Consider the following 10,858-nt stretch of genomic DNA (forward strand, 5'->3'; position numbering starts at 1 on the left):
AGGCGTCATCGGCCTGCTTGCCACGCGGTTCGCTGTCCTTAACGGCGCGAAGGTGATCGCCGTGGACGGGATCGCGGCCCGCCGCCGTCGTGCGCTGGAATGGGGCGCCCTTCATGCCCTCAGCCCGGTTCCCGAGCTTGCGGGAGACATCCGCCGGATCACCGGAGGCGCCGGCGTCGACGTGGCCATCGAACTCAGCGGCAATTACCGGGCCCTTCACGAAGCCACCCGCGCCGTGGGTGCCGACGGCACGGTCATCGCGGCCGGCTTCTACCAGGGCGAGGCGGCCGGTGTCCGGTTCGGCGAGGAGTTCCATCACAACCGGGTGCAGGTCCTGGCCTCCCAGATCGGCTCCGTCCCCAACAGGCTCCGGTCCCGCTGGACCGTTCCGCGGCTGCAGCAGACCGTGGTTGACCACCTCGCCGACGGGCGCGTGAACGCCCCCGCGCTGGTGACCCACACCTTTTCGCTGGCGGATGCCGCCAAAGCCTATGAGCTCCTGGATACGGACGCAGAATCCGCGCTCCAGGTTGTATTGGAGTTCCCATGACCCTCATTACCGTCCAGGAGCAGCACCTGCCGGGCACCAGCCTGGAGGAAAAGTTCGAATACGCCCTGGCCTGGGGCTACGACGGGATCGAACTCCGCTCCGCCGGCGACCTGAAGTTCAAAGCCCGGCTGCCCGAACTCCGCCGGGCACGGAATGCCGGCGTCATCATGCCCACCGCCTGTGTGGACATGACGCACTTCGTGGGTGCGTTTGACGGTGAGTTGCGGAGGGACGCCGTGGTCCAGTTGAAGTCGCAGCTGAGCGTGATGGCCGAAATCGAGGGCCGCGGCGTGATGACACCTGCCTCCTACGGCATGTTCTCCAAACGGCTGCCGCCCTTCATCCCTCCCCGCACCGCAGACGAGGACACCGCCGTCCTGATGGAAGCGTTCAGCGAACTGGGCGAGCATGCGGCCGCTGAAGGCGTGGAAATCTACCTGGAGCCTTTGAACCGCTATGAGGACCATATGATCAACACCCTCGCCGACGGCGTGCGGCTGCTGAAGCTCGTGGGCCAGGACTCAGTGCGCCTGGCTCCGGACACCTATCACATGAACATCGAGGAAAGTGATCCGGCTGCGGCCCTCCAGGACGCTGCCGGCTACATCGGCCACGTCCAGGCCAGCGATTCGAACCGCCTCGAACCCGGTGCCGGAAACATCGACTGGGCCCTGTTCGGCGCCACCCTGAAATCCATCGGCTACCAGGGGACCGTCGCCCTCGAGTCCCGGCTTTCAGGACCGGCGGAGGACGTCCTGCCCCGGGTGCCGTCCCTCCTGGGGCGGTACCTGTGACGGCCGCTGGGGCGTCCGACGGCGTGACCTCCGGGGGCGCGACGCTCACCGGCGGTTCGGCCGACGTCGGAACCTCCGACGGCGGCCATCCCGCGACGGCGGCGCTGATCGCCGCCCGTTCCACGGCAGTGCTGGAGGCCAACTGGCGCAAGACCCACACGGTTCCCGCGGCCGGCCTGTATCCGCACCAGTGGAGCTGGGATTCTTCCTTCATCGCGATGGGCCTGCGACGGGTCTCACCCCGCCGTGCCGGCCAGGAAATGGACGCACTCTTCGCCGGCCAATGGGACGACGGCAGGCTGCCCCAGATCATCTTCGATCCGCACCGCGATCAGGACTATGCGCCCGGAGCGTCATTCTGGCAGTCACGGAGCATCCCCGGGTCACCCCGGCACGCGGAGACCGCCGGGCTGGTGCAACCGCCCAACCACGCCTGGGCCGTCTGGAAAATCCACCAGGCGGACCCCGCAGAGTCACGCCGCCGGTCCTTTCTGCAGCGGAGCTATCCCAAACTGGTGCACTGGCACGAATACCTTTCCGGCCGGCGCGACCGGGGCGGCTCAGGACTGGCCTGCATTGTGCACCCCTGGGAATCCGGCACGGACAATTCTCCCCTGTGGGACACCGTGATGACGCGGATCCCGGCGGACTGCAAAACCGTCCTGAACCGTCCTGACCTCCAGCACGCGGACGCGGGGGAGCGGCCCAGCCAGAAGGAGTACGGCAAGTACTTCTGGATGGCTGAACGCTACCGGGACCACGGCTGCGACGACGCCGATCCGGACTACCCTTTCCTGCTGGAAGATCCCATGTTCAACACCCTGCTCGCGGTGTCCGAGCTGGCCCTGGCGGACATCGCCGCCGAACTGGGCCTGCCCGGCGAAGCGCACGCGGAGCGCGCGGCGCGGATCACGGAAGCGTTGGAGGCCCTCTATGTGCCGGAGCTGGGCTGCTATTCCGCGCGGGACGTCACCGACGGAACCGTGGTCCCGAAGGCAACCATCAATGGCCTCATTCCGCTGCTGCTGCCGGATCACGCGAACACGGACCAGCTGCTGGAAACCCTCAACGGGCCCCGCTTTATGGACGGCCGTGCCCTGATGGTGCCCAGCTACGACGCCACCGCCGAGGACCATAACCCGGCCCTATACTGGCGCGGCCCGGCCTGGTTCAACATGTCCTGGATGGTGTCCGAGGCGCTGGAGCGGCTGGGACGGACCGGGCAGGCGGAGTTCCTCCGCGGCAACATCGGCCGGCTCGCCGCACAGCACGATTTCCCTGAATACGTCGACCCTTGGACCGGAGCGGCACACGGCACACGCAGCTTCAGCTGGACCGCCGCCCTCGCCCTTGAAACCACCTACCACCGGAGCGCCTTGTGACCGCCAGTGCACCCCCATCAGCAGTCTCTGTATTGGTAGCCCATGGGGCGATGATGCGCGGCGCGGCCGACGGGAGCGTGGGCCGCACTGACGCGCCCGCCCAGGGAACCGAAGGCCTGTACGTGGCGGACACCAGGCTCCTTTCCCGCTGGATCCTGGAGATCAACGATTCCACGTTCTGGGACGTGGGCAGCGTCCGCGAACCGGGCCGCCGCAACACCGCCCTCAGCCCGGCCGCCCGGCGGAACCAGACCCACGATCTGTTCGTGTTCCGCACGCAGGAACTCGACGCCGCCGGCCTCACGGAAACGCTCCGCATCCGGAACCTCGGATTGGAGACCATCAGCGCACGGCTGGTCCTGCGGGCCGGCACCGATTTCGCGGACCAGTTCACCGTCCGCACGGACGGCCGGGTCTTCGATCTCAGCGGCGCGGCAAGCAGCCTTGACGTGCTCGACGACGGCTCGCTGGCGTTCGGCTACGCGCACACTTTCCGGGGCCGCACCTTTGAGGCCGGAGTCCGGCTGGCGGCGAGCATCCCGCCGTCGGTCCGCCGCGAACCCGACGACGGGCGCTTCGTCGGCGCTGCACTGTCCTGGGAGCTGCCGGTGGCCGCCGGCGAAACGCAGACGCTGACCATCTCAGCCGGTTCCACCAGCGCGCAGGCACGGCGGCCGGTTCCCGCCGCCGTCGGGCGTTCCGGGAGCGGACGGGCAGGCAACGCGCTGGCAGGCGCCGGCCTGACCGGCAACGGGCTCACCCGGAACGGGCTGACCGCCCTCGCACGCCAGAGCCTCAATGACCTTGAATCGCTGCTGATGCCCTGCCCTGTCAAGCCCGAGCTGATCATTCCGGCCGCGGGCCTGCCCTGGTTCCTGACGCTGTTCGGCCGCGATTCGCTGCTGACCTGCATGCTGACACGGAAGGAAGCCCCGCAACTGCTGGGCGATGTCCTCCGGGCCCTGGCGGCAACCCAGGGAACCGTGGATGATCCGGCCCGCGTGGAGCAGCCCGGAAAGATCGTCCATGAGGTGCGGATCAGTGAACTCGCCCAGCTGGGCGCCGTACCATACGGCCGGTACTACGGCACCGTTGATTCCACGCCGCTGTTCCTGATGGCGCTGGGACACGTGGAGGACGCCGCGCTCATCAAGGAAATGGAGGCGCCGGCCCGCGCTGCCGTCGAGTGGATCCTCGGCGACGGCGGCCTGAAGGAGACAGGCTTTGTGCGGTACACGCCGGATCCCGCAGGGTTGCTGCACCAGGGCTGGAAGGATTCGTTCGATGCCGTCGCAGGGGCCGACGGAACGCAGCCGGAGGGTGCCATTGCCCTCGCCGAGGTCCAGGGCTACACGTGGCGCGGCCTCCGCGAATGCGCCCGCCTGGCCGAGGAGCAGTGGGGCGACCAGGCGTGGGCCGACACGCTTTACGGGCTCGCGGACGAACTGAAAGCACGCTTCCGGGACGCTTTCTGGATGGCGGGCCGAAATTTTCCCGCCCTGGCCTTTGACGGGCAGGGCCGCCAGGTCGACGCGCTGGCCTCCAACGCCGGACACCTCCTCTGGGCCGGGATCCTCGATGCCGCAGACGCCCGTGCGGTGGCCAACCGGCTGCTGCAGGACGATTTTTTCACCGGCTGGGGGATCCGTACGCTCGCGGAAGGCCAGCACTATTACCACCCGATGTCCTATCACAACGGCTCGGTCTGGCCCCATGACACCATGCTGGCCTCGGAGGGAATGGCGGCCTACGGGCTGACCGACCAGGCCCGGACCGTCGCGGAAGGGATCCGGGATGCCGCCGCCCACTTCGGCAACAGCCTGCCGGAACTGTTCGGCGGATTCTCCCGGACGGACTTCCCCGTGCCGGTCAAGTACCACCACGCCGGCTCCCCGCAGGCGTGGGCGGCCGCTGCCGGCCTGACCGCCGTCCGCCACGCGTAGGCGGCAGCCGGCTGTGGTCCACCGTGCGGAGTCCCGTATTAGGCTGGCAGGAGCAGCTACCCAGGAGACTCCCCATGACTGAATCCACCATCCGGCACAACCCGGCGCGCGAGCGCTTCGAAGTGCTCGTGGCCGGAAAGGCGATCGGCAAGGCGGCGTACAAAACGTACGACGGCGGCGCCGCACCCCAGCGGATTTTCTACCACACCGTGATCAACGAGGAATACGGCGGCCAGGGTCTTGCCGGGAAGCTGGCCGCTGCTGCCCTTGATGACACCGTGGAAGCGGGCCTGGGGATCGTGCCGGTGTGCCCGTTCATCAAGAAATTCCTGGTCAAGCACCCGGAGTACTCGGGCAGCACCGTGGCCATCACTCCGGCGCACCTGCAGTTCCTGGAGGATTCGCTGGCGTCCCGGGCCGCCAAGGCCTGAGTGCCGCGCGGGTTCACGAAGTCGCTGTCCGGCGGCCGCGTGCACCAGACTGTTTCCGTGAGCAACAAACCCCGGACCGGCCTGGCGGTGGCCGGCCTCAGCCTGGGCACGGCGCTGAACCCGCTGAACTCGTCCATGATCGCCGTGGCCCTGGTGGTGCTGCGCGCGGATTTCGGGCTCGACGTCGCCACCGTCACCTGGGTCATCACTTCCTTCTACCTGAGTTCGGCCGCGGGCCAGCCTCTGATGGGGCGGCTGGCTGACCGGTTCGGGCCGCGGCGGATGTTTATGCTCGGCATGGCGCTCGTGGCCGTGACCTGCGCGCTGGCCCCCTTTTCACCGAACTTCGCCCTGCTGTGCGTGGCGCGGGCCGTGATGGCGCTTGGCACTGCCACCGCCTACCCCAGCGCGGTGGTAATGGTGGGCGACATAGCGCACCGGGCCAAACTGGAGTCCGCCCGTCCGCTGGGCAGGATCCAGATGGCCAACACCTCGGCGGCAGCGGTGGGGCCGGTGCTCGGCGGCCTGCTGGTGGGCTTCGTGGGGTGGGAGGCGCTGTTCCTGGTCAACGTTCCGCTGTCCCTGGCGGCTTTGCTGATCGTGCGGCAGACGGCGCCGGCAGACACGGCAAGGGAACGCGGGAGCCTCGCGGAGCTGCTGCGCGACTCGGACATCCCGGGCATTCTTGCCTTTGTCAGCTCCCTGCTCCTGGTGATGATGGCCATGCTGGACGTCGCCCCGGGCTACCGCTGGTATCTGCTTGGCGCCGGTACCGTGGTGGCCGCGCTGTTTGCCTGGCGCGAGCTGCGCTTCAGCCCGCCCTTTCTGGACCTGCGCCTGCTGGGCCGCAACCGGCCGCTCATGCTTGTCTATGTAGGCTTCGCGGTGTTCAACGGCGTGTACTACTTCGTGTTCTTCGGCCTGCCCCAGCTGCTGCAGGAAGCCGGCGGCTACGATCCCGGCCTGGTGGGCCTGCTGATGCTGCCCATGGCAACCCTGTCCGTCCTGTCGACGCCGTGGGCTGTCCGGGCCATGGGCCGGTTCGGCGTGCGGCGGGTGATGATTGCCGGCGTCGTACTTCTTACGGGGGCGGCCGCCCTCACGTGGCTGCTCACCGCGTCACTGGCCGTTCCGCTGGTCCTGGCACTCACGGCGCTGATCGGCATTCCGTACGGCGTGGTGAGCATCGCCTCGAACCAGGGCATGTTTGTGTCCACGCTGCCGCAGGAGCGGGGCGTCGCCGCCGGCATCTTCCAGACGTGCCGCTACGTGGGCGCGATCACCGCCACCGTGCTGATCGGCGTGTTCGCGGGCAGTGGCGTGGACCAGGAGAGCTGGGGGCAGATGGTGCTGGCCATGCTGGTGCTCAGCGCGGTGGTGTTCGGCGTGACGCTGCTGTGGCGCGAGCGAAGGGACTAGCCTTCATCCGGCAGGCACGTTTCTCCGCCCGCCTCCGCAGAACGGCACTTCGCGCTGGTCCCGGGCCTCAACATCAGCGCAAAGTGCCGTCCGGACAGTTCCTGCCCGTGCAGAAAGCTAGAGCTGGGCGGGGTTCAGCGGCTGTGGAACGATCGGCTGATCGTTGGCGGTCAGGTCGATGCCCAGATCCTTGGCGAAGACGAGCCGCGTGTCTGCGTACACGTCGGGGTGGTTCTCATCCAGTTCAAAAACACGCGCACCGCGGAGGCGGTTGCGCTCAGCGCCGGACAAACCGTAGGCGCCGAATCCGGTTCCGGGTGCATAGCCGAGCTGGACGCCGTAGTAGTTGCCCACGTAAGTGTTGACATGGTCGTGGCCCACGAAGTAGCCCTTGACGTCTCCCCGTTCAAGGAAGGCACTGAACAGGCCTGAGTTGATGGGGCCGGGGCACTCGTCCTCGTTCCGCTCGCCCACAATGCCGTGTTTGGTGAGCGCGCGCCCGTGGTCGGCGTCGGTCCGTGAGTCCAGGCTGGCGAACCACATGTTGCGGTGCTCGTGAAGGGCAATGTGTCCCCACATGAGGGACGGGATCTTCCTGCCGTACTTTTGCTCTGTAGCGATGGACACGTTGCGGTACCAGGTGACCTGGTCCATGCGTACCCAGTCCCAATCCGGATAGCCCTGGAAGTCCTGGCCGTCGATGGTGTCCGGGGCGTAGCGTCCGGTGTCGATGAGCCAGAGGCCGAAGGCAGGCGCTTTGGTCTTGGCGGACTGCACCAGCAGCAGCGAGTTAGAGGTGCCGGTCAGGCCGTCGGTGGAGTCGCCGTTGACGTTGAACTCGTAGGTTTGCAGGAACTGCAGCATCCTGGCCTCGGTCATGCCGGTCCGGGACACTGAATCCTCGTCGTGGTTGCCGAACGTGATGGCCCAAGGGATCTTCCTGCTCTCCATGGGCTGGACCACGTGGTTCAGTGCCTGCTTGACGTCCAGTTCGGTATGGCAGTCACCGTTAATGACGTCCCCGTTGATCACCACGAAGTCGGGCTGTTCCGCGTCCAGGGTTTTGTCCATGAGTTCGATGGTGCGCCGGTCGGTCTGCTCGTCGTCCTGGGTGTCGTTGAACTGGACTACCTTGAACCGGCCGTCCGGGCGAAAGGCAAGGGTGGGTTTGGGCGCTTTAGTTCCTGGTGCTGCGTTACTGGCCACGCCGGAGGCGACGGTCAGTCCCAGCGCTCCAAGGGTTCCGGCGGCGGCCAGGGCCGCCCGCCTGCTCAGTTTGGCATGGTGGATTCCGGTGGTCATTACTGCCTCTCGTCGCTGTGGCGGCCCCTGATTCAGGCCGCCGCTCCGGTGAGCGTAGAAGGGGGAAGCATCCCTCCCTGAAACTTCCGGTGAACGCCGGATGCAGGACGTGTTGTTTGAACGAGGGCGCCTATGATTGCCGCATGTCACCCTACGAAGTAACGCGCAGCGCCCTCATTCCCGCACCGGCTGAGGCAGTCTTTCCGCTGGTCAACAGCTTTCACGAGTGGACCAAGTGGTCACCGTGGGAGGCCGTGGACCCCACCATGGACCGGTCCTACTCCGGCAACGACGCCGGCGTCGGTGCAAAATACGCCTGGAACGGCAACCGCAAGGCAGGCAGCGGAACCATGGAGATTGTGGAGTCTGATTTCCCGCGCAGCATCAGCGTGCGGCTCGAATTCACCAAGCCCTTCAAAGCCGTCAATCCCACCACGTTCACGTTGACACCGGCCGACGGCGGCACGCGGGTGACGTGGCGGATGACCGGGGAGAACAAGGGACTTGGGAAGGTCTTCGCCCTGTTCATGAACATGGACAAGTTGGTCGGCTCCGATTTCGAGCGCGGGCTCGCGGCACTGTCGTCCGCTGTGAAGGCCAACAAGGCCTGACTTCCCAGGCCGCGGGCCCAGGCACGTATCTTGGCGGACCGGACGTCAGGGGGCAAGGATCTGTTCGCGCAGGATGTCCGCGTGCCCGCAGTGCTGGGCCAGTTCGCGCAGCATGTGCAGATAGACCCAACGCAAGGGGAGCGGGCCGCGGCGGTTGCCAGGGAGCTCGTCGTCCAGCTTTAGCCGCGACGTGGCCCGGCGGGACGCTTCGCATGCCCGTTCGTGAGCCGCCTGGACGGTAGCGATGGTGTCATCGTCCGTGAGGATGAACGACTCGTCGGGCGTGTCGGGGATGCCGATCTCGGTGCGGGGCCGGCAGGTGATGGCCTCATCGAACCAGACTTTTTCCACGAAGATCGCGTGCTTGACCAGGCCCAGCAGCGTGGTCCGGGACGGCACCAGCCGCCGCCGTGCTTGCTCCTCGGTCAGGCCGTCCAGGCAGGCGTTGAGCAGGTTCCTGTGGTCATCGAGGAAGGCCTCGAACTGGGCGCGGGCAGGCTCATGGATGGCGGTCTCGGCCAGCGGGGCGGGGTGGGCAGGCATGGACGAAGTATTCCATGGCCATCGCCGTGGCCCGAGCCTATGGTGGATCCATGGCTGATACCAAGAAGTGATCCCGTCGTCAGAGTCGACGACGGGCGGCAGAGAAGGAGCACGGCATGGGACTCATCCACATTGACCTGTTCACCACGCTCGACGGCGTCGCGCAGGCACCCGGCGGGCCTGAGGAGGACACTGAAGGCGGTTTCGCGTTCGGCGGCTGGCAGGCACCGCTCATTGACGAAGTGGTCGGCGGGCAGATCGACGCCGGGATGGAGGGGATGGACGCCCTGCTGCTTGGCCGCAAGACCTACGACATCTTCGCCGGGTACTGGCCGCACGCCGGAGGGAACATCGCAGAGCTGTTCAACCGGCTGCCGAAATACGTGGCCTCGCGCCAGAATCCAACCCTCGAGTGGGCCGGGTCCACGCTGCTGGGCCCGGACGTCGCCGCTGCAGTCCGCGAACTGCGCGACCGGCACGAGAACACCCACGTCATCGGCAGCCTGGACTTCGTGCAGACCCTGCTCGCCGAACGGCTCTTCGATCGGCTCACGCTCTGGGTGCATCCCATCCTCCTCGGCAAAGGAAAGAAGGTCTTCGCCGGCGGGGTGATTCCAACGAACCTCACGCTCATCGAGCCTGTCATCGCCTCACCGAAGGGCGCCGTGCTGCAGCGCTATGCGCTCGCCGAAGGCACACCCGGCGTCGGCGACATGTCCGCCATCGACCAGCAGGGTTAGGGCTCAAACCCCAGGCGCACCGCGTGCCGGGACCAACGCCGCCTTAGCTGGAGGGGCGGCGGGTGCGGGCCTGCCGCACCAGGCGGATGAAGGCATAGATGAAGATCGCCTCGATGACGGCCATGAGGGCGAGCAGCAGCCACTCGCCCTGCGCGATGAAGACCACGGTGCCGGTGAGGACCAGTGTGGTGCCCAGGACCAGCGCGTACACGGCGAACCCGATGGCCACCTTGGCGCTGCGCACGCCGGTCCGGAAGCCGAAGCCCACAGGCTCGCCTCCGGGGTAGCCCTCCACACGGTCCGGGGCTGCGGGCTTGAGCCTGTCGAACTCCTCCCACGGGTCCCGGTCCTGATCCTGATAGGTCATGGTTCCATTATCCCGCGGCCGGCCCCTCGCGGGTGACTACGAAATCACCGCCGCCGAGCCAGGCAGGAGGCTCGCCTTCCAGGTGGTTGAAGGCCCCGCCCGGCCCGCAGGGGAGTACCTCCTCAACGAGGTTGCGGACGGGACCAGGGTCCGTTTCACCTTGACCTGCAGCCCAAAGGCCTGATGAAGATCGTGGGTCCCCTGATTTCCCGGACCATGGAGACCGAAGTGGCGCAGCTGTCCAAGCTCAAGGCGGTCCTCGAAGCCGCGTAAAGAGGATAACTTCAGGACGATCGGCCCTCGGCAACACCGTCAATCGTGGGTACGGTAGCCACATGCAAAAGATATCGATCCACGCCCTGGCCCGCCAGCAGATCACCGCCGCGGTGGCAGCCCCCAGCGGCCGCGCCGCGGATACCGCTTTCGGCGGGCACGAGAAGCGGCTCCGCCAGACCGTGATGGCTTTCCGGGCCGGCACGCAGCTCAGCGAGCATCAGAACCCGGGCGAAGCCACGGTCTTTGTGCTGCAGGGTTCCGTCTGGCTGAAAGCGGGCAGTGAGTCCTGGCAGGGCAAGGCGGGGGACCTTCTGATCGTGCCGAACGGCCTGCACAGCCTCGAAGCGGAGGAGGATTCGGCTGTCCTTTTCACGGTGGTCAAGACCGACCGGTAGCGGCTCAGGCTGCCGGGGCGCCGCCGTCGGGAATTACGACGCCGGCACCCGGCCAGGGAGAGCAGCTCGGACCTGCTCGCAGATGGCCTGCTGCCACGGCGGGGG

General features: G+C 67.1%; 13 protein-coding genes. 10 read left to right on the plus strand and 3 right to left on the minus strand.

The genetic code is table 11. The features are described from left to right. From DBR22_RS02850 to DBR22_RS02875, 6 genes are all read left to right on the plus strand, one after another. Positions 1-550 (plus strand): zinc-dependent alcohol dehydrogenase (locus tag DBR22_RS02850; protein WP_146187353.1); only part of this gene is annotated, 550 nt, incomplete at its 5' end. Beyond that, the gene (locus DBR22_RS02855; protein WP_108597695.1) at positions 547-1,344 is read left to right on the plus strand and encodes a sugar phosphate isomerase/epimerase family protein; all 798 of its coding nucleotides are present in this window, start codon (positions 547-549) and stop codon (positions 1,342-1,344) included. The genes DBR22_RS02850 and DBR22_RS02855, both read left to right, overlap by 4 nt. Next, on the plus strand, positions 1,341-2,726 hold the full coding sequence (locus DBR22_RS02860) for an MGH1-like glycoside hydrolase domain-containing protein (protein WP_219928071.1): 1,386 nt from the start codon (positions 1,341-1,343) through the stop codon (positions 2,724-2,726). The genes DBR22_RS02855 and DBR22_RS02860 overlap by 4 nt, the downstream gene beginning before the upstream one ends. Beyond that, entirely contained in the window at positions 2,723-4,669 is a 1,947-nt protein-coding gene (locus DBR22_RS02865) for a glycogen debranching N-terminal domain-containing protein (protein WP_146187354.1), read from the plus strand. Before DBR22_RS02860 ends, DBR22_RS02865 begins: the two co-directional genes overlap by 4 nt. 74 nt (positions 4,670-4,743) lie before the next feature. Further along, a complete protein-coding gene (locus DBR22_RS02870) occupies positions 4,744-5,100 on the plus strand; it encodes a GNAT family N-acetyltransferase (RefSeq protein WP_108597697.1) in 357 nt (118 codons plus the stop codon). A 57-nt stretch (positions 5,101-5,157) separates the two neighbouring features. Continuing rightward, positions 5,158-6,519, plus strand: a complete 1,362-nt coding sequence (locus DBR22_RS02875; RefSeq protein WP_108597706.1) for an MFS transporter — start codon at positions 5,158-5,160, stop codon at positions 6,517-6,519. A gap of 117 nt (positions 6,520-6,636) precedes the next feature. Here DBR22_RS02875 and DBR22_RS02880 read toward each other — a convergent pair whose 3' ends face one another. Then, complete coding sequence (locus DBR22_RS02880; RefSeq protein ID WP_108597698.1) at positions 6,637-7,821, minus strand: metallophosphoesterase family protein; 1,185 nt, start codon at positions 7,819-7,821, stop codon at positions 6,637-6,639. Positions 7,822-7,964: 143 nt separating this feature from the next. Here DBR22_RS02880 and DBR22_RS02885 point away from each other — a divergent pair, with 143 nt between their 5' ends. Further along, positions 7,965-8,432, plus strand: coding sequence for an SRPBCC family protein (locus DBR22_RS02885; RefSeq protein ID WP_108597699.1), 468 nt, complete (start codon positions 7,965-7,967; stop codon positions 8,430-8,432). Positions 8,433-8,477: 45 nt separating this feature from the next. On the opposite strand, the gene DBR22_RS02890 is transcribed toward DBR22_RS02885, so the two are convergent. After that, the gene (locus DBR22_RS02890) at positions 8,478-8,975 is read right to left on the minus strand and encodes a DinB family protein (RefSeq protein ID WP_108597700.1); all 498 of its coding nucleotides are present in this window, start codon (positions 8,973-8,975) and stop codon (positions 8,478-8,480) included. Positions 8,976-9,091: 116 nt separating this feature from the next. On the opposite strand from DBR22_RS02890, the gene DBR22_RS02895 reads away from it, so the two are divergent. Next, positions 9,092-9,715 (plus strand): dihydrofolate reductase family protein, encoded by a 624-nt coding sequence (locus DBR22_RS02895; RefSeq protein ID WP_108597701.1) that lies wholly within the window; start codon positions 9,092-9,094, stop codon positions 9,713-9,715. A gap of 43 nt (positions 9,716-9,758) precedes the next feature. Here the strand turns inward: DBR22_RS02895 and DBR22_RS02900 are convergent, their stop codons facing one another. Further along, positions 9,759-10,082: a hypothetical protein gene (locus tag DBR22_RS02900; RefSeq protein ID WP_108597702.1), complete on the minus strand. Its 324-nt coding sequence runs from the start codon at positions 10,080-10,082 to the stop codon at positions 9,759-9,761. On the opposite strand from DBR22_RS02900, the gene DBR22_RS02905 reads away from it, so the two are divergent. Further along, a complete protein-coding gene (locus DBR22_RS02905) occupies positions 10,081-10,266 on the plus strand; it encodes a hypothetical protein (protein ID WP_108597703.1) in 186 nt (61 codons plus the stop codon). The genes DBR22_RS02900 and DBR22_RS02905 overlap by 2 nt on opposite strands. 151 nt (positions 10,267-10,417) lie before the next feature. Continuing rightward, complete coding sequence (locus DBR22_RS02910) at positions 10,418-10,753, plus strand: cupin domain-containing protein (protein ID WP_108597704.1); 336 nt, start codon at positions 10,418-10,420, stop codon at positions 10,751-10,753. The last annotated feature ends 105 nt before the right edge of the window (positions 10,754-10,858 follow it).

This window comes from Arthrobacter sp. HMWF013 (assembly GCF_003061105.1).
In the GTDB taxonomy this organism is placed as follows: Bacteria; Actinomycetota; Actinomycetes; order Actinomycetales; family Micrococcaceae; genus Arthrobacter.

Coding starts and splice junctions, on each gene's coding strand:
- DBR22_RS02855 (WP_108597695.1), top strand. CDS start 547: ATGACCCTCATTACCGTCCAGGAGCAGCACCTGCCGGGCACCAGCCTG.
- DBR22_RS02870 (WP_108597697.1), top strand. CDS start 4,744: ATGACTGAATCCACCATCCGGCACAACCCGGCGCGCGAGCGCTTCGAA.
- DBR22_RS02880 (WP_108597698.1), bottom strand. CDS start 7,821: ATGACCACCGGAATCCACCATGCCAAACTGAGCAGGCGGGCGGCCCTG.
- DBR22_RS02885 (WP_108597699.1), top strand. CDS start 7,965: ATGTCACCCTACGAAGTAACGCGCAGCGCCCTCATTCCCGCACCGGCT.
- DBR22_RS02890 (WP_108597700.1), bottom strand. CDS start 8,975: ATGCCTGCCCACCCCGCCCCGCTGGCCGAGACCGCCATCCATGAGCCT.
- DBR22_RS02895 (WP_108597701.1), top strand. CDS start 9,092: ATGGGACTCATCCACATTGACCTGTTCACCACGCTCGACGGCGTCGCG.
- DBR22_RS02905 (WP_108597703.1), top strand. CDS start 10,081: ATGGTTCCATTATCCCGCGGCCGGCCCCTCGCGGGTGACTACGAAATC.
- DBR22_RS02900 (WP_108597702.1), bottom strand. CDS start 10,082: ATGACCTATCAGGATCAGGACCGGGACCCGTGGGAGGAGTTCGACAGG.
- DBR22_RS02910 (WP_108597704.1), top strand. CDS start 10,418: ATGCAAAAGATATCGATCCACGCCCTGGCCCGCCAGCAGATCACCGCC.